The organism is Streptomyces sp. CBMA156 (genome assembly GCF_014596515.1).
Taxonomy (GTDB): domain Bacteria; phylum Actinomycetota; class Actinomycetes; order Streptomycetales; family Streptomycetaceae; genus Kitasatospora.
Map to the genome: position 1 here is coordinate 1 of NZ_MSJQ01000329.1, position 18596 is coordinate 18596.

The 18596-nt window shown below is 72.5% G+C and carries 12 protein-coding genes, 1 rRNA gene and 1 pseudogene; 11 read left to right on the forward strand and 3 right to left on the reverse strand.

The window, feature by feature from the left end; all coding sequences use genetic code 11:
* The first annotated feature begins 7 nt into the window (after nt 1-7).
* Nucleotides 8-124 (forward strand): 5S ribosomal RNA (rrf, locus tag BU198_RS28555).
* Between the two features lie 59 nt (nt 125-183).
* Nucleotides 184-1029, forward strand: coding sequence for a phosphatase PAP2 family protein (locus BU198_RS28560; protein ID WP_188299743.1), 846 nt, complete (start codon nt 184-186; stop codon nt 1027-1029).
* A 60-nt stretch (nt 1030-1089) separates the two neighbouring features.
* On the opposite strand, the gene BU198_RS28565 is transcribed toward BU198_RS28560, so the two are convergent.
* On the reverse strand, nt 1090-1653 hold the full coding sequence (locus BU198_RS28565) for a GPR1/FUN34/YaaH family transporter (protein WP_188299744.1): 564 nt from the start codon (nt 1651-1653) through the stop codon (nt 1090-1092).
* Between the two features lie 319 nt (nt 1654-1972).
* A complete protein-coding gene (locus BU198_RS28570; RefSeq protein ID WP_188299745.1) occupies nt 1973-4534 on the reverse strand; it encodes a SpoIIE family protein phosphatase in 2562 nt (853 codons plus the stop codon).
* Between the two features lie 575 nt (nt 4535-5109).
* Between BU198_RS28570 and BU198_RS28575 the strand changes: the two genes are divergently transcribed.
* The 9 genes from BU198_RS28575 to BU198_RS28615 all read left to right on the forward strand — a co-directional run bounded on the left by BU198_RS28575 (nt 5110) and on the right by BU198_RS28615 (nt 18318).
* The gene (locus BU198_RS28575) at nt 5110-9621 is read left to right on the forward strand and encodes a HAMP domain-containing protein (RefSeq protein WP_411293245.1); all 4512 of its coding nucleotides are present in this window, start codon (nt 5110-5112) and stop codon (nt 9619-9621) included.
* Between the two features lie 293 nt (nt 9622-9914).
* Entirely contained in the window at nt 9915-10553 is a 639-nt protein-coding gene (locus BU198_RS28580) for a response regulator (RefSeq protein WP_188299752.1), read from the forward strand.
* Nucleotides 10554-10699: 146 nt separating this feature from the next.
* Nucleotides 10700-13375 (forward strand): DNA translocase FtsK, encoded by a 2676-nt coding sequence (locus BU198_RS28585; RefSeq protein WP_188299747.1) that lies wholly within the window; start codon nt 10700-10702, stop codon nt 13373-13375.
* A 302-nt stretch (nt 13376-13677) separates the two neighbouring features.
* Nucleotides 13678-14544, forward strand: coding sequence for a helix-turn-helix domain-containing protein (locus tag BU198_RS28590; RefSeq protein ID WP_188299748.1), 867 nt, complete (start codon nt 13678-13680; stop codon nt 14542-14544).
* Between the two features lie 96 nt (nt 14545-14640).
* Nucleotides 14641-16146 carry a 30S ribosomal protein S12 methylthiotransferase RimO gene (rimO, locus tag BU198_RS28595; RefSeq protein ID WP_188299749.1) on the forward strand — a complete coding sequence of 502 codons (1506 nt, stop codon included), beginning with the start codon at nt 14641-14643 and terminating at the stop codon, nt 16144-16146.
* Entirely contained in the window at nt 16143-16781 is a 639-nt protein-coding gene (gene pgsA, locus BU198_RS28600) for a CDP-diacylglycerol--glycerol-3-phosphate 3-phosphatidyltransferase (RefSeq protein ID WP_188299750.1), read from the forward strand. Before rimO ends, pgsA begins: the two co-directional genes overlap by 4 nt.
* Before the next feature lie 17 nt (nt 16782-16798).
* Nucleotides 16799-17281 (forward strand): CinA family protein, encoded by a 483-nt coding sequence (locus BU198_RS28605; RefSeq protein WP_317620353.1) that lies wholly within the window; start codon nt 16799-16801, stop codon nt 17279-17281.
* Nucleotides 17282-17594: 313 nt separating this feature from the next.
* On the forward strand, nt 17595-17963 hold the full coding sequence (locus tag BU198_RS28610; protein WP_030290911.1) for a helix-turn-helix domain-containing protein: 369 nt from the start codon (nt 17595-17597) through the stop codon (nt 17961-17963).
* A gap of 133 nt (nt 17964-18096) precedes the next feature.
* Entirely contained in the window at nt 18097-18318 is a 222-nt protein-coding gene (locus BU198_RS28615; RefSeq protein ID WP_188299751.1) for a hypothetical protein, read from the forward strand.
* Nucleotides 18319-18415: 97 nt separating this feature from the next.
* On the opposite strand, the pseudogene BU198_RS28620 reads toward BU198_RS28615, so the two are convergent.
* Nucleotides 18416-18596 (reverse strand): annotated as a pseudogene (locus BU198_RS28620) (hypothetical protein); the annotation flags it as partial.

Below are 18596 nucleotides of genomic sequence, written 5' to 3' on the forward strand. Positions count from 1 at the left end.
ATAGTGTTTCGGTGGTCATAGCGTGAGGGAAACGCCCGGTTACATTCCGAACCCGGAAGCTAAGCCTTACAGCGCCGATGGTACTGCAGGGGGGACCCTGTGGGAGAGTAGGACGCCGCCGAACAATTCTTCTGAAGAACCCCTTCCCATCTGGGAAGGGGCTTTTTGCGTTACCCTCTGCCAATGCAGAACCTGACCCTGACCTGGCAGTCCGCCGGCGTCGCCGCCATCGGTCTCCACGCGGGCGCCTACGCCGTGGCGAAGGGCCGGAGGCCTGCTCTGTCCGCGCTGCTGCGGGAGGCCGGCACGCTGCTGGCGCTGTTCGCGCTCTGGCAGCTGGTCGGGCACCTCTCGGTGATGAGCACGGACCACGCCCTGGACCGGGCGAGCTGGATCCACCACACCGAGCAGGTGATCGGACTACCGGACGAGGCCTCCTGGCAGAAGGCGGTCACGCCGTACCCGGTGCTGGTGAGGCTGGCGAACTACTACTACGCGGCCATGCACTTCACCGTCATGCTGGGCGTGCTGCTCTGGGTGTTCCTGCGGCACCGCGAGCGCTACGCGTGGGTGCGCAACACGGTGGTGATCACGACCGCGGTCTGCCTGCTGGTGCAGTTCATCCCGGTCGCCCCGCCGCGGATGCTGCCGCAGAACGGGTTCGTCGACGTGGCGGCGCAGTACGGGCAGTCGGTGTACGGCGGTGCGGTCGGCGGTGTCGTGGTGGCCGACCAACTGTCGGCGATGCCCTCGGTGCACGTCGCCTGGTGCGTGCTGGCGGCGGTCGCGGTGATCCGGGTGTCGCGCAGTTCGCTCCGTTGGGTGATGGTGCTGCATCCGGTGCTGACGGTGGCCGTGGTGGTGGTGACGGCCAACCACTTCTGGTCGGACGGCATCGTGGCCGTGGTGATCCTGCTCCTCGCCTACGCCGTCCAGGCCCTTGCGGCACGCCGAAGGGGCCGGGCCTCCGCCGAGACGGAGACCGGGCCCCGCCGCACCACCGAGGAGCGGCTGGAACAGGTCGGCTGAACCAGGACTGAAGCGAGGGCCGGCCGCGGTCGAACCGCGGTCACGCCGGATCAGGGCCGGTCACTTCACCGGCAGGGCGATCCTTCCCCAGGCGCCGTTGCTCAGTGCGGAGGTGGCCCAGTACCAGGCGGCGAGCCCGGAGAGGGCCGCGACCCAGCCGGCGGCCTTGGCCAGGCCGCCGTAGCCCCCGAAGGTGGCGATGGCGGAGAGCACCAGGGAGAGCGTCAGCAGGCCGTAGACGGCACGGCTGAGCAGGCCCGCGCCCCAGCCGGCCGCCGTGAGGGTGAGGGCGAGCAGGGCCCACAGCAGCAGGAAGAGTCCGGCGGCGTTCTTTCCGGCCCCGCCGGCTGCCGACCAGGTGGCCCAGAAGGCGCCGAGGCTGGTGAAGGCGGTTCCGGTGAAGCCCTCGCCGCCGCGGAGCTGCCAGAGGCCCGCGACGAAGAGGGTGACGCCGCCGAGCAGGTGGGCGAGGGGGGCCGCGCTGCCGACTCCGGTGCCGTGCAGGATGCCGGTGGAGAGCAGGCCGTAGGCGAGAAGTGTGAGGCCGAGTGCGAGGTAGCCGAGGTTACCCGCGTCGGCTCCGGTGGAGCGGGCGTTCGTTGCCCCGGTAGCGTCGTTGCTCACCGGAGGCTCCTTTCACTCTGGGCGCGCGCAGGGCGCAGTGACGCTGTGGTGTGGTGTCGGTGGGTGTGGATGCGCGCGACCGCGCCGAAGGCGCACGGCGGTGAGCGTGCGCGGGCGGCGGTCGGAAGTGATGGGCCAGCGGAGAGCCGCTGGTCACGTCCCCGCCGGAGGGATTCCCCGGTGGGATCGGTCTACCCGGGCCCTGCTCGCTTGTACCCTTGTGAATATAACAATTTGTGACTATGTGACTGCGCGAGTGGCCTGCCGGCCGCGGAGCCATTCAGGCCCGGCGCTCAGGCCCGGCATTCAGGCCCGGCGCTCAGGCCCGGCGCTGGGTGGGCACCCGCAGGGTCAGGATCGCCATGTCGTCCGAGGGCGGTTCCGGGGCGAAGCGCTCGACCGCGCGCTGCACCCTCGCCGCGACCGCTCCGGCGGTCAGGCCGGTGCAGCCGGTGAGTACCTCGGCGAGGCCGTCGTCGCCCAGCATCCGCCGGCCCTCGCGGCGTTCGGTGACCCCATCGGTGACGCAGAGCAGGACCTCGCCCGGGGCGAGCACCAGGTGCTCGGCGGTGAGGTCGAGGTCGTCCATCACGCCGAGCAGCGGCTGCGGGGTGGCGGCACGGTCGACCTGGCCGTCGGTGCGCAGCCGCAGCGGCAGCGGGTGGCCGGCGCAGACCAGGGAGAGTTCGGTGCTGCCGTCCGGGCGGGGCGTCAGCTCGCCGTAGAGCAGGGTGAGGAAGCGGCTGCGCGAACCCTCGTCCAGGATGGCCGCGTTGAGCCTGCGCAGCACCTGCGGGGCGTCCAGGCCCTCGCGGGCGAGCAGCCGCAGCGAGTGCCGGGCCAGGCCGGTGACCGAGGCGGCCTCGGGGCCGGTGCCGCAGACGTCACCGATGGCGAAGCCGTAGGTGCCCTCGCGGATGGTGAACAGGTCGTAGAAGTCGCCGCCGACCTCGTTGCCCTCGCCGGCCGCCTGGTAGTAGACGTCCACCTCGACGCCGGGGATCTCCGGCAGGTCCGGCGGGAGCAGGCTGCGCTGGAGGGCCTGGCTGGTGGCGGTGCGCTCGGAGTAGAGGCGGGAGTTGTCCAGGGCGAGGGCGGCCCGCCGGGAGAGGTCCTCGGCGAGTTCCAGGATCTCCTGGCGGAACCGGACGCCGGCCGCGACGCCGAGCACCAGCAGGCCGATCACGCGGTTGCGGGCGGTCAGCGCGAGGACCACGGTCTCGCCGAGCAGCCCGGCGAGTCCGGGGCCGTCGGTGAGGCCGCCGGCCTCGGCGGTCTCGACGGGCGCGGTCCAGAACCGGACGCCGTGGGTGGGGCCGGCCTCCGGCGCCGGGGTCTTGTCGAGCAGGTCGCGCAACGGGTCGATGCGGTCCTCGTCCTCGTGCAGGACGAAGGCGAGCCGGGCCGAGGAGGTGTGGTCGGCGGTGGTGTAGACGGCGCACCAGGAGGCCAGGGTGGGGACGGCCATCTGGGCCATCAGCGCGAGCGTCTGCTCGTGTTCGAGGGTGCCGGCCAGCAGGTCGGAGGCCTCGACCAGGAAGGAGAGGGAGCCGCGGCGCAGCTGTTCGAGCTCGGTCAGCCGGGTGCTCTCGACGGCGAGGGCGACCCGGTCGGCGGCGAACTGGAGGCGCAGCGCGTCCTCGTTGTCGTAGCGGCCGGGCCCGGTGGCGGCGATCCCGAGCGAGCCGATCAGCCGGCCCTCGACCTTGAGCGGGACGGTGACCAGGGAGCGCATGCCGCTGTCGGAGAGCAGGGGCATGCCGGTGGGCCGGGCGGCGAGGTCCTCGTGGACGGAGGGCAGCCGGGCGGAGTCGTAGCGGTTGCCGGTCTCGACCGGGAAGCGGGCATGCCGGCGGTGTCCCGCGGTGAGGCCGGTGGCGGCGCGGACCTCGAACTCGGCCTCGTCGTCGGTGGTGAGCAGCAGGTACGCGGCGTCGCCGTCGAGCAGGTCGCGGGCACGTTCGACGGTGCGCTGGAGCAGCGTGTCCAGGTCGTCGGTCGCGACCGGGCCGGCCAGCAGGTCGAGCCGGGGGCCGGCCGGGTCGGGGCGTTCCCCGGGCAGGGTGCGGGCGGGGGAGCGCAGCACCGCGCGGTCGGGTTCGAGGACGAGCAGACAGAGGGTCGACGGGACGCCCTCGGTGTCGCGCAGCCGGACCTGGACGCCGTACACCTCGACCTCCTGGCCGTCCTGGCGGCGGATGCCGTAGCCGCCCTCCCAGCGGGCCATCCGCAGCGTGTCGGTCAGGCCGAGGCCCCGGGCGGGGGACTGCGGCCAGACCGCGAGGTCGGCCCAGGGGCGGCCGAGGACGGTGGCGGCGGGGTGCTGGAAGAGCGCCTCGGCGTCCGGGTTCCAGGCCAGCACCCGGCCGTCCTCGTCGAGTTGGACGACCGCGACGTGCACCGGGCCGGGGCCGCTGGGCAGGTCGCTGCCGGGAGTGGCGGGAACGGCGTAGCGGGTGCCGAGCACGTGTGCGGGCAGCTGGAGGCGGAACCAGACGGTCTTGCGGCCGGCCGCGTACTCGACGCCCCACCGTTCGGCGAGGGCGGAGCACATCAGCAGACCGCGGCCGCCCTCGCCGTCGGGGTCGGCGTAGCGGTCGGAGGCGGTGACCGGACCGTCGCCGAGGGAGGGGAGGCCCCGCTCGGGATGGTGGTCGGTGACCTCGATCCGGATGGTCTCCTCCTCGCGCAGGCAGCAGACCTCCGCGGCGGTGCCGGCGTGTACGACGGCGTTGGTGACGAGTTCGCTGACCAGCACGACCGCGTCGTCGACGACCTCGGGCAGGCCCCAGCCGAGCAGCGCCTCCCGGATGAAGCCCCGGGCGGCGGCCGCGGACCGGCCGTCGGGGGCGAAGGTGGCGGCTGCGCGTGCGGTGACCACGTTGCCACTTCTCCTCTGCTGCTCTGGCCCTGGTTGTCCGGGGTGCGGCGCCGAATCCCCGTGCGCGCCGTCGGGGTGAGCGGCGGCGCTGGGTCGGGTCGTGGCCCGGTGCAGCGCTCCACCCTACTTTCCGCTTGGTTCCCCGTGGGGACGGGGAGTCGAAACTGGCACCAGAGGGTGATTCTGCCCACCTGTTTCGGACGGTGCGGTACGAACCGAGCGCAACCGGCCGTGCACCCGGCGCCGGTGCTGTCAGACTGGGGGGTCCGCGACGGCCGGTGGGAGCAGTACGGTCGTGTGGGTGCCGGTGCGCGCTGGGCCGCCGGCACGCAGCCCGGCCGGGCCGGTGCCCGGGTGCGTGCCGCACCGGCACGGACGGTCAACCGGACAGTTCACGATGTGGGAGGGGCCCGTTGAGTTCGGCCACCAAGGACGTAACCGGAACGACGCCGCCCGTCCCGCGCGGCGGGCGCCCCGGGGCCGTGCCGCGGAACGCGGCCGGTCGGCGGGCCCCGAGCCACAACCGTGGCGCGGAGCCCGCCGAACTGCGCAAGCTGCTGTCCGCGCTGACCGCGATGCGCGACGGCAACTTCCGCCGTCGGCTGACCGTCCCGGGGGACGGGCCGCTGGCGGAGATCGCCGCGGTGTTCAACGAGGTCGCCGAGCGCAACCAGCACCTGACCGGTGAACTGGCGCGGGTGCGGCGGGCGGTGGGCCGCGAGGGCCGGCTGAACGAGCGGCTGGAGACCGGCGCGGGCGAGGGCGCCTGGATGGCGGCGGTCGACAACTGCAACGCGCTGATCGACGACCTGGCGCGCCCGATGTCCGAGGTGGGCCGGGTGCTCACCTCGATCGCCGAGGGCGACCTGGACCAGAAGATGGAGCTGCGTTCGCTGCACAGCAACGGGGTGAGCCACCCGCTGCGCGGCGAGTACCTGAAGATCGGCCGGACCGTCAACGGGCTGGTGGACCAGCTCTCCGAGTTCACCGACGAGGTGACCCGGGTGGCCCGCGAGGTCGGCACCGAGGGCAAGCTCGGCGGCCAGGCCAAGGTCCGCAGCGTGTCCGGCAGCTGGAAGGACCTGGCGGACTCGGTCAACACCATGGCGGGCCGGCTGACCGCCCAGGTGCGCAACATCGCCCAGGTGACCACGGCGGTGGCCAAGGGCGACCTGTCCCGCAAGGTCACCGTCGAGGTGGCCGGCGAGATGCTGGAGCTGAAGAACACCGTCAACACGATGGTGGACCAGCTGAACGGCTTCGCCGCCCAGGTCACCACGGTGGCCAGGGACGTGGGGACGGAGGGCCGGCTCGGCGGTCAGGCCCAGGTGCCGGGCGTGGCCGGGGTCTGGCGGGACCTGACCGACTCGGTGAACTTCATGGCCGACAACCTGACCGGCCAGGTCCGCAACATCGCCCAGGTGACCACGGCGGTGGCCCGCGGGGACCTCTCGCAGAAGATCGAGGTGGACGCGCGCGGCGAGATGCTGGAGCTGAAGAACACCATCAACACGATGGTCGACCAGCTCTCCGGCTTCGCCGAACAGGTGACCAGGGTGGCCCGTCAGGTGGGCACCGAGGGCCGGCTCGGCGGGCAGGCGCAGGTGCCCTGGGCGGCCGGGGTGTGGCGGGACCTGACCGACAACGTCAACTTCATGGCGAACAACCTCACCGATCAGGTGCGGAACATCGCCCAGGTGACGACCGCGGTCGCCAAGGGCGACCTGTCGCAGAAGATCCAGGTGGACGCGCGCGGGGAGATCCTGGAGCTGAAGAACACCATCAACACGATGGTGGACCAGCTGGGCGCCTTCGCGGACGAGGTCACCAGGGTCGCCCGGGACGTCGGCACCGAGGGCATCCTCGGCGGCCAGGCCAGCGTGCCCGGCGTGGCCGGCATCTGGAAGGACCTGACCAACTCCGTCAACCTGATGGCCAACAATCTGACCAGTCAGGTCCGCAACATCGCCGAGGTGACCACGGCGGTGGCGCGCGGCGATGTCTCCAAGAAGATCACCGTCGACGCCAGGGGCGAGATCCTGGAGCTGGTGACGACCGTCAACACCATGGTCGACCAGCTGTCGGCGTTCGCCGACGAGGTGACCCGGGTCGCCCGCGAGGTGGGTACCGAGGGCATCCTGGGCGGCCAGGCCAGGGTGCGCGGGGTGTCGGGCATCTGGAAGGACCTGACCGACAACGTCAACTTCATGGCGTCGAACCTGACCGGACAGGTGCGGAACATCGCGGAGGTGGCCGGTGCGGTGGCCCGCGGCGACCTCTCCAAGAAGATCTCCATCGACGCGCAGGGCGAGGTGGCGGCGCTCGCCGCGACCCTGAACACCATGGTTGACCAGCTGTCCTCGTTCGCGGTGGAGGTCACCCGGGTGGCCCGCGAGGTGGGCACCGACGGCACCCTGGGCGGTCAGGCGAGCGTGCCGGGCGTGGCCGGCATCTGGAAGGACCTGACCGACAACGTCAACCAGATGGCCAACAACCTCACCGGCCAGGTGCGGAACATCGCGCTGGTGATCACCGCGGTCGCCCGCGGCGACCTCTCGCAGAAGATCGACGTCGACGCGCGCGGCGAGATCCTCCAGCTCAAGACCAACATCAACACCATGGTCGACCAGCTCTCCGCGTTCGCCGACGAGGTCACCCGGGTCGCCCGCGAGGTGGGCACCGACGGGCGGCTCGGCGGCCAGGCCAGGGTGCCCGGGGTGGACGGCACCTGGCAGGACCTCACCGAGTCGGTGAACGAGCTGGCCAACAACCTGACCCGGCAGGTGCGCGCGATCGCCCAGGTCGCCACCGCGGTCACCAGGGGCGACCTGAGCCTGCGGATCGACGTGGACGCCGCGGGTGAGCTCGACGAGCTCAAGGACAACATCAACCAGATGATCGCCAACCTGCGCGAGACCACCCGCACCAACCAGGAGCAGGACTGGCTCAAGACCAACCTGGCCCGGATCTCCGGCCTGCTCCAGGGCCGCCGGGACCTGGAGGCGGTCGCCTCGCTGATCATGACCGAGCTGACCCCGGTGGTCTCCGCCCAGCACGGCGCCTTCTTCCTCGCCCAACCGGCCGGCCGCACCGCCGAGCTGATCACCGAGGACGACGACGAGAACGACACCGTGCTGCGCCTGATCGGCAGCTACGGCTACCAGCGGCGGGCGATGCCGACCACCTTCCGCCCCGGCGAGTCGCTGATCGGCCAGGCCGCGGTGGAGAAGCGGGCGATCATCCTCAAGGAGGCGCCGCCCGGGTACCTGAAGATCGCCTCCGGGCTCGGCGAGGCCTCCCCGGCCCACATCGTGGTGCTGCCGGTGCTGTTCGAGGGCCGGATGCTGGGCGTGATCGAGCTGGCCACCTTCAGCTCCTTCACCACCGTCGCGCTGGACTTCCTGAACCAGATCGCCGACCTGATCGGTGTCACGGTCAACACCATCAGCGTCAACACCAAGACCGAGGGCCTGCTGCTGGAATCCCAGCGGCTGACCGCCGAACTCTCGATGCGGTCCGCCGAGTTGGAGGCGCGCCAGGAGGAACTGGAGCGCACCAACGAGGAGTTGCAGGAGAAGGCCGAGCAACTCGCCCAGCAGAACCGCGACATCGAGATCAAGAACAGCGAGATCGAGGAGGCCCGGCAGGTCCTGGAGGAGCGCGCCGAGCAGCTCGCCCTGGCCTCCAGGTACAAGAGCGAGTTCCTCGCCAACATGTCGCACGAGCTGCGCACCCCGCTCAACTCGCTGCTGATCCTGGCCAAGCTGCTCTCCGACAACAACGAGGGCAACCTCTCGCCCAAGCAGGTCGAGTTCGCCGACACCATCCACGGCGCGGGCTCTGACCTGCTCCAGCTGATCAACGACATCCTCGACCTGTCCAAGGTCGAGGCCGGCAAGATGGACGTCCGCCCGGCCCGGATCGCCCTGGTCCAGCTGGTCGACTACGTGGAGGCCACCTTCCAGCCGGTCGCGCTGGACAAGAACCTGGACTTCGCCGTCCGGGTCTCGCCCGCCCTGCCGGTCACCCTGCACACCGACGAGCAGCGGCTCCAGCAGGTGCTGCGCAACCTGATCTCCAACGCGGTGAAGTTCACCGACTCCGGAGCCGTCGACTTCTCGATCCGGCAGGCCGGCGCCGAGGTCCCGCAGCACGTGCGCGAGCGGCTGCTGGAGTCCGGCTCGATCCAGGGCCCGGACGACGAGCTGATTGCCTTCTCGGTCTCCGACACCGGCATCGGCATCCCCGACAACAAGCTGCGGGAGATCTTCGAGGCGTTCAAGCAGGCCGACGGCACCACCAGCCGCAAGTACGGCGGAACCGGCCTCGGGCTGTCCATCAGCCGCGAGATCGCCCGGCTGCTCGGCGGCGAGATCCACGCCGAGAGCGAGCTGGGCAAGGGCTCCACCTTCACGCTCTACCTGCCGCTGCGCTCCGAGGCCCCGGAGGTCTTCGGCGAGCTGCGGCTGGCCCCCTCCCCGAGCCTCGCGGGGCCGCGTGCCTCGGTCGGCGTGACCCCGCTGGGCCTGCCGGTGCCGGTCGGCGAGAACCCGGCCGACCACTGGGCCCAGGAGGTCAGGGAGATGGCCGAGGAGCGCCGCCGCGGCGCGGTGGAGCGCCGGCGCAGCGCCGCCCTGGAGAGCGCCGCGGGGCCGCGGGCGGTGGAGCCGGCGCAGCCCCGCCCGGCCACCGACGCCCGGCGCTTCGACGGCCAGCAGGTGCTGATCGTGGACGACGACGTCCGCAACGTGTTCGCCCTCACCAGCGTGCTGGAGCAGCACGGCCTGACCGTCCTGTACGCCGAGAACGGCCGGGAGGGCATCGAGATGCTGGAGCAGCACGAGAGCGTGGCGCTGGTCCTGATGGACATCATGATGCCGGAGATGGACGGCTACGCGACCACGGAGGCGATCCGCCGGATGCCCCAGTTCGCCGGCCTGCCGATCATCGCGCTGACCGCCAAGGCGATGAAGGGCGACCGGGAGAAGTCGCTGGAGGCGGGCGCCACCGACCACATCACCAAGCCGGTGGAGACCGACCACCTGCTGTCCGTGATGCACGAGTGGCTGAGCGCGGACCGCGCGTGACCGCGGGGGAGGCGTGAACTCCGGATCGGGCTCCCCCGTTCACGCCTCCCGGTCGGCCGGTTTGCTGGCGGTCGGGCCCGGGAACCGGGTAGGGTCACCGATCGTTGCGAACAGTGACCGGATGGCGACGCGCTGGTGAGCGCGCGCCGGAGCACTGGCTGCGCGCCGCTCCGGATCGGGTCACGACGGAGCGATGTGCCGGACGAGGGGGTGCGGCTAGCATGACCGGGGTAGCGGTGGGCAGTACGCGGGTGCCTGCACCGGGCGGCAGGCAGGCGACAGGAGGGCGAGCCCTGATGCAGAAGGCCAAGATCCTCCTGGTCGACGACCGACCGGAGAACCTGTTGGCGCTGGAGGCGATCCTCTCCGCGCTGGACCAGACGCTGGTGCGCGCGGCCTCCGGCGAGGAGGCGCTCAAGGCGCTGCTCACCGACGACTTCGCGGTGATCCTGCTGGACGTCCAGATGCCGGGGATGGACGGCTTCGAGACCGCCGCCCACATCAAGCGCCGCGAGCGCACCAGGGACATCCCGATCATCTTCCTGACCGCGATCAACCACGGTCCGCACCACACCTTCCGCGGCTACGCGGCCGGCGCGGTGGACTACATCTCCAAGCCCTTCGACCCGTGGGTGCTGCGCGCCAAGGTCTCCGTCTTCGTCGACCTGTACGCCAAGAACTGCCAGCTGAAGGAGCAGGCCGCGCTGCTGCGGCTGCGCCTGGAGGAGGGCGGCGGCGGGCAGGACCTCGGCGGGGCGCTGCTGGGCGAGCTGTCCGCGCGGCTGGCGGCGGTCGAGGAGCAGGCGGAGGCGCTCGGCAAGCAGCTCGACGGGGCCGAGGACGCCGGGGTGGCCGCCACCGCGGCGCACCTGGAGCGCAAGCTCGCCGGGCTGCGCCGGGCGCTGGACGCGATGCGGCCCGGCAGCTCCTGACCCCCCGCCACCGTTCACCCGTCCGGGTGGCCCGGTAACACGACCGGGTGAAACCCGGTCAGCGTGACGGTGTGTCTCCGACACGTCGGGCCGCCCGGGCTCGGGCACATGTGCAGTGGTCGCCCGCCCCGGTAGGCTGCTGACCCATGGCCACTCGCACGCCCGGGAACGCAGCACGTAAGCCGACTCCGGGACCGTCCAAGAAGGCCGCGGCGAAGGCCCCGGGCAAGCCGCCCGTGAAGAAGGCGGCGGCGAAGAAGGCGGCTCCCGCGAAGAGGACGGCGGCGAAGCCGGCCGCACCCCCGCCCAAACCGTCCAGGTCGCTGCTGATGGGCACGCTCAACGCCCTCGCGAGCCCGATCGCCGCGCTCTTCCGGGGCTTCGGCGACGGGGCCAAGAACCTCGACCCGGCCCACCGCAAGGACGGCCTGGGCCTGCTGCTGTTCGCGCTCGCGCTGGTGACCGCGGCCGGCACCTGGTTCAGCCCGCAGGGCTGGCTGGGCGAGGGGGCCACCGCCGTGGTGTCCGGGCTGTTCGGCCGGCTCGACGTGCTGGTGCCGTTCCTGCTGGCCGCGATGGCGATCCGGCTCTGGCGCCACCCGGGGCTGCCGGAGGCCAACGGCCGGATCATGATCGGGCTGGGCGCGCTGCTGGTCGGCGTCCTCGGCCTGGTCCACATCGGCTGCGGCGCGCCCATGATGGGCGGCGGCGCCTCCCGGATAAGGGCGGCCGGCGGGATCATCGGCTGGGCCGCGTCCACCCCGATGATGGCCGCCGCCGGGCCCGCGCTCGCCGTGCCGCTGCTCCTGCTGCTGGCCTTCTTCGGCCTGCTGGTGGTCACCGCGACCCCGGTCAACCGCATCCCGGAGCGGATCCGGGCGCTCGGCATACGGCTCGGCGTGGTCGAGCCCGGGCCCGAGGACGAGCAGCACTGGGGGCGCACGCCGGAGCACGAGCTGTCCACCGACCCGCCGGAGGACGCCGACCCCGACGCGCTGCCGTTCACCGTGGACACCGACGGTGAGGACCCGGGGGACGAGGTGGCCGCCCGCCGGCGCCGCCGCCGGCGCAAGCCGGCCGAGGACCCGGAGGACGCCGAGCGGATCTCCCTGGACAAGGAACCGCTGGACCCGTACGCCACCCGCGACCTGGCCGCCGGCGCGGCCGCCGACCTGGACGGCGCGCTGGTCTATGGGGTGCCCGCCTCCTCCGCGGTGGCGGACATGATGCACCAGGTGCAGGACCGCACCGCCCCGCCGGAGGAGTCCGCCGTCCCGGCCGCCCGCAACGGCGGCCCCGGCGCTCCCGAGGCGCACGGCGAGGCGCCGGTGCGGATGGAGCAGCTCCAGCTCGGCGAGGGCATCACCTACACACTGCCCTCGCCCGACCTGCTGGACCGCGGCGGCCCGGCCAAGGCCCGCAGCGCCCTCAACGACGAGGTGGTCGCCCAGCTCACCGGCACCTTCGCCGAGTTCAAGGTGGATGCCAGGGTCACCGGCTTCACCCGGGGCCCGACGGTCACCCGCTACGAGGTCGAGCTGGGCCCGGCCGTCAAGGTGGAGCGGATCACCGCGCTCGCCAAGAACATCGCGTACGCGGTGGCCAGCCCGGACGTGCGGATCATCAGCCCGATCCCGGGCAAGTCCGCGGTCGGCATCGAGATCCCCAACCGGGACCGCGAGATGGTCAACCTCGGCGACCTGCTGCGCTCGCGCACGGCCTCCGAGGACACGCACCCGATGGTCGTCGGCATGGGCAAGGACGTCGAGGGCCACAGCGTGATGGCCAACCTCGCCAAGATGCCGCACATCCTGGTGGCCGGTGCGACCGGTGCGGGCAAGTCGTCCTGCATCAACTGCCTGATCACCTCGATCCTCGCCCGGGCCACCCCGGACGAGGTGCGGATGGTGCTGGTCGACCCCAAGCGGGTCGAGCTGACCGCGTACGAGGGCATCCCGCACCTGATCACGCCGATCATCACCAACCCCAAGAAGGCCGCCGAGGCCCTCCAGTGGGTGGTGCGCGAGATGGACATGCGCTACGACGACCTCGCGGCGTTCGGCTTCCGGCACGTGGACGACTTCAACGCGGCCGTGCGGGCCGGCAAGGTCACCCCGCCGCTCGGCAGCGAGCGCGAGCTGAAGCCCTACCCGTACCTGCTGGTGATCGTCGACGAGCTGGCCGACCTGATGATGGTCGCGCCGCGCGACGTCGAGGACTCGGTGGTCCGGATCACCCAGCTGGCCCGTGCGGCCGGCATCCACCTGGTGCTCGCCACCCAGCGGCCCTCGGTGGACGTGGTCACCGGTCTGATCAAGGCCAACGTGCCGTCCCGGCTGGCCTTCGCGACCTCCGCGATGGCCGACTCCCGGGTCATCCTGGACCAGCCGGGCGCGGAGAAGCTGATCGGCAAGGGCGACGCGCTGTTCCTGCCGATGGGCGCCAGCAAGCCGATCCGCATGCAGGGCGCGTTCGTCACCGAGGCGGAGATCGCCAGGGTGGTGCAGCACTGCAAGGACCAGCTGAGCGCCGTCTACCGGGACGACGTGATGGCCGGGGCCGGGCCGAAGAAGGAGATCGACGAGGAGATCGGCGACGACCTGGACCTGCTGATCCAGGCGGCCGAGCTGGTGGTCTCCACGCAGTTCGGCTCGACCTCGATGCTCCAGCGCAAGCTCAGGGTCGGCTTCGCCAAGGCGGGCCGGCTGATGGACCTGATGGAGTCGCGCGGGATCGTCGGCCCGAGCGAGGGCTCCAAGGCCCGCGACGTCCTGGTGAAGCCGGACGAGCTGGACGGGGTGCTGGTGACCCTGCGGGGCTGAGGGGCGGTGTCCCGCGGGGCCGTCCGGTGCACCGCGGGTCCCGACCCGTGTCCTGAGCGAGGTATCACTCGTTCGGAGGAGGGTAGGCGCCGGGTGGGGAACCGAACGTCCGTACGCCGCGTCACACGGCGGAAAGCGAACTCCGGGCTCCCCGCGCGGCTGCGCCGACGGCTCGTCAGCGCGGCGCCGGACCCCGCTCGGATCGGGCGCGCGCATTCGGGCCCGTTCCGCTTGAGAAACGATCCGCCTCCGCCCCTAGACTGTTCCCCAGCAGGTGGCCATCCGCTCGAAAGGCGTGCCCCGTGACCATCGGCAAGTCCTCCGACCGCGAGAACGCCCCGTCGTCCGTCGAGCCGACCGACGACGCGGTGCAGGCGGCCGATGCCCCGAGCATCGGCCGGGTGCTGTCCACCGCCCGGATCGACTCGGGGCTCACGGTGGACCAGGTGAGTACCGCCACCCGGGTGCGGGTGCCGATCGTCCACGCCATCGAGCAGGACGACTGGGCCCGCTGCGGCGGCGACTTCTACGCCCGCGGGCACATCCGTCTGATCGCCCGGGTGGTGGGCCTGGACGGCGAGGCGCTGGTCGCCCGGTACGACGCCGCGCACGGCGGCTCGCCGGCCGGGAAGCGCCCGGCGAGCCAGCTGATCGACAGCGGCCCGATCAAGGTGCCCGGCCGCAGCCGGCCGAACTGGGCGGCCGCCATGGTCGCCGCGATCGTCGCCGTGGTCGCCCTGATCGGCTTCAACCTGGTCAGCGGCAAGGGCGGGCACGGCACCACGGGATCGGCCAGCGCGCCGCTGCCCAGCGGCTCGGGGACCGGCTCGGTGGCCCCCGCCACCACACCCGCCGTCCAGCCGCCGGCGCCCGCGCCGAGCGCGGCCGCGATCGCCGCCGTCCCGGCCGACAAGGTCACCGTGAAGCTGGTCGCCGAGGGCGGCACCAGCTGGGTCTCGGCGATGGACGGCAACGGCAAGTCGCTGTTCCAGAACAACATCGGCGACGGCCAGGACCAGACCTTCACCGACCCCAGGCAGATCAAGCTGGTGCTGGGCAACGGCGGGGCCGTGCACGCGTACGTCAACGGGAAGGACCTGGGCCTCCTCGGCAAGGACGGCCAGGTGGTGCACGTCACGTACACCCCCGGAGACCCGCAGGCGGGCTGACCACAGGGGCCGGACGGCCCGGTGATGATCAGTTGATCCGAGGCGCGCGGCCTCCGGGGCGAACGGCACCGGAGCCCGCGCGTTAATCTTGGGCCTATGCCTGAACGCCGTACTGTCGCCCTTGTCACGCTCGGATGCGCCCGCAACGAGGTGGACTCCGAGGAACTCGCCGGGCGACTGGAAGCCGACGGCTGGTCGCTCGTCGACGACGCCGCCGACGCGGACGTCGCCGTCGTCAACACCTGCGGCTTCGTCGAGGCCGCCAAGAAGGACTCCGTGGACGCCCTGCTGGAGGCCAACGACCTCAAGGGGCACGGCCGCACCCAGGCCGTCGTCGCGGTCGGCTGCATGGCCGAGCGGTACGGCAAGGAGCTCGCCGACGCGCTGCCCGAGGCGGACGGCGTGCTCGGCTTCGACGACTACGCGGACATCTCCGACCGCCTCCAGACCATCCTCTCCGGCGGCCATCACGCCCCGCACATCCCGCGCGACCGCCGCAAGCTGCTGCCGGTCAGCCCGGCCGAGCGGCAGACCGCCGCCGAGGCCGTCGCGCTGCCCGGCCACGGCGCCGAGGCCGCCGCCGAGCCGATCACCGACCTGCCCGAGGGCCTCGCCCCGGCCTCCGGCCCGCGCACCCTGCGCAAGCGGCTGGACGACAACCCGGTCGCCTCGGTCAAGCTCGCCTCCGGCTGCGACCGGCGCTGCTCCTTCTGCGCGATCCCGGCCTTCCGCGGCTCCTTCATCTCCCGCCGCCCGTCCGACGTGCTGCACGAGGCCCAGTGGCTGGCCGGGCAGGGCGTGCGCGAGATCGTCCTGGTGAGCGAGAACAACACCTCGTACGGCAAGGACCTCGGCGACATCCGGCTGCTGGAGACGCTGCTCGGCGAGGTCGCCGGGATCGACGGCGTCGAGCGGGTCCGGGTCTCCTACCTCCAGCCGGCCGAGATGCGCCCCGGCCTGATCGACTCGATGACCGGGACCGCCGACGTGGTGCCCTACTTCGACCTGTCGTTCCAGCACTCGGCGCCCGCCGTGCTGCGCCGGATGCGCCGCTTCGGCTCCACCGACCAGTTCCTGGAGCTGCTGGGGACCATCCGCGGCAAGGCCCCGCAGGCCGGCGCCCGGTCCAACTTCATCGTCGGCTTCCCCGGTGAGACCGAGGAGGACTTCGCCGAGCTGGAGCGCTTCGTCACGAACGCCGGGCTGGACGCGATCGGCGTCTTCGGCTACTCGGACGAGGACGGCACCGAGGCCGCGACCTACGACGGCAAGCTCGCCGAGGACGTGGTCGCCGACCGGCTGGACCGGCTGAGCCGGCTGGCCGAGGAGATGACCGCCCAGCGGGCCGAGCAGCGGATCGGCACCGAGGTCGAGGTACTGATCGAGTCGGTCGAGGACGACGTGGTCGAGGGCCGCGCCGCCCACCAGGCCCCGGAGACCGACGGCCTGACCACCCTCGCCGGGGTCGAGGCCCCCGAGGTCGGCCAGTTCTGGCGGGCCAAGGTCGTCGCCAGCGAGGGCGTCGACCTGATCGCCGAGGCGCTGGAGCAGGTGCGGCTGCCCAGGACCGCGGGGGCCGAGGCCTCGGGAGCCGGGGAATGACCAAGGGGCCCGGCGCCACGGCCGCGGCCCACCCGGGCAGACCGGCGGCCACGGTGCCGGCCGTCCCGGGGGTGTGGAACATCGCCAACGTGCTCACCATGGTCCGGGTGCTGCTGGTGCCCGTCTTCGTGGCGCTGCTGTTCGCCGACGGCGGGCACGACCCCAAGTGGCGCTCGGTCGCCTGGGCGTCGTTCGCGATCGCGATGATCACCGACCTGTTCGACGGTGAGCTGGCCCGGCGCAAGGGCCTGGTCACCGACTTCGGGAAGATCGCCGACCCGATCGCCGACAAGGCGATCATGGGCGCGGCGCTGATCGGCCTCTCGCTGCTCGGAGACCTGCCCTGGTGGGTCACCGCGGTGATCCTGGCCCGCGAACTGGGCATCACGCTGATGCGGTTCTGGGTGATCCGTTACGGGGTCATCCCGGCCAGCCGCGGTGGCAAGCTGAAGACGCTGACCCAGGGCACCGCGGTCGGCATGTACGTACTGGAGCTGACCGGCTGGCTGGCCACCGGGCGGGCCGTGCTGATGGCGCTGGCGGTGCTGCTGACCGTCGGCACCGCGCTGGACTACATCGGACAGGCGCTGCGACTGCGCCGCGAAGGACAGGCCGCGGCGCAGTCGGGCCGCTGAGCGACGGGGGGAACCGGGTGGCGGAGCGGGAGTACGGGCTGGCCGAGCGGGCGCACGCCGCACTGCGGGCCGAGGGCGGCACGCTGGCCGTCGCCGAGTCGCTGACCGGGGGCCTGCTGGCCGCCGCGCTGGTGGACGTCCCGGGGGCGTCCACGACCTTCCGGGGCTCGGTCACCGCGTACGCGACCGAGCTGAAGGCCTCGGTGCTCGGGGTGGACGAGGGCCTGCTGGACGTGTACGGGCCGGTCCACCCGGTGGTGGCGCGGCAGATGGCCGAGGGTGTGCGCCGCCTGCTCGGGGCCACGTACGGGCTCGCGACGACCGGGGTGGCCGGGCCGGACCCGCAGGACGGGCAGCCGGTGGGCACCGTACACCTGGCCGTCGCCGGCCCGGGGGGAACTCTGGTCAGTTCTCCCCTGCTGTCCGGCGGGCGTGCCACAATCCGTCACGGGGCGGTGACAGCCGCGCTGGAGCTGCTTCTCGGCCGGCTCGCAGGATAGGGCCCGCAGCGGGAACTCCACCGAACCGGATCTGCCGATCAGGGGCGCGGGCATGGGACAGCTGGAGGATCGTGTTACATCCAACACCCTGGTTGGGCAGAAACCAGGTGGCGAACGAGTTGCGTGACGGTGGCCGGGTGGGCCGCATCGGGTACCACGACGGGCCCGCGAACCCGGGTGCGACACCGGAACCAGGAGGGGGACGGCCTTGCAGCCCACAGTGAACACGACCAGGGTCCCCGCACGCGAAGCGGGCAAGGCGGTACGGTGGGGTCGTGACATCTCGATCCGCAGTCCGAGGAGGGAGGCACCGATGATCCTGCTCCGTCGCCTACTGGGCGATGTACTGCGTCGGCAGCGCCAGCGCCAGGGCCGCACACTCCGCGAGGTGTCGGCGGCCGCGAGGGTTTCGCTCGGATACCTCTCCGAGGTCGAGCGGGGACAGAAGGAGGCCTCCTCGGAGCTGCTCTCCGCCATCTGCGACGCACTCGACGTCCGGATGTCCGAGGTCATGCGCGAGGTCAGCGACGAACTGTCGCTCGCCGAACTTGCGGCGATGGCCACCCTCTCCGAAGGTGATCTGCTGAGGCCGGTACTCGAACCGGTTCCGCTGCCCGCCCCCGGCGCCGACCGGGCGAACATGTCGCCCAAGGCCGCCGCGATGGACGTGGTCGCCGCCTGATCCCGGCCTCGACTCCCGGGCGCCCCTGCCCGGGGCGAGCGAAGGGAGGGCGGTCGTGCGGACAGACGTACGGACGCGCCCGACGGCCCGAATACGGGCCCGGGCGCGGTTGATCCTTCAGGTGCGGCGCCCGGTGCGGTGGATCCTGGCGGCCTCGGTGGCCGGGATCGCCTGGTGGCTCCTGGTGATCCGGGGACAGCTGGCCGACGGCGCGGCGCTCGGACTGCTCGCGGCCGGCGGCTGGGGACTCGGTCTCATTCCGGTCCACGCCGACTGGAACGCGACCGGACCGGCCCGGCGCCGCGACGCGGGGCCGGCGGGGCCGGTGGAGGCGCAGCCGCCGCCGATCGGGTGATTCGACGTGGCCGGAGGCCGCGGGGTCGACGACCCCGCGGCCTCCGGCGCTTCCCGTCCCTGTTCGCTCCTCGTGCCCCCGGCCGGGACCGCGCCGGTCAGGGGCGCAGCCGCAGACCGCGCGGGGTGGCGTGGAAGCCGGCCGCCTCCAGGGCCCGGCCGAGGTCCGAGCCGAGGGCGGGCTCGCCGTTGGCCCGCTCCACCGTGACGCTGCCGAGCGCGCCCTCGCGGACGGCCGCCGCGAGCGACCCGGCCGCCAGCGCCCGGGTGGCCTCGTCC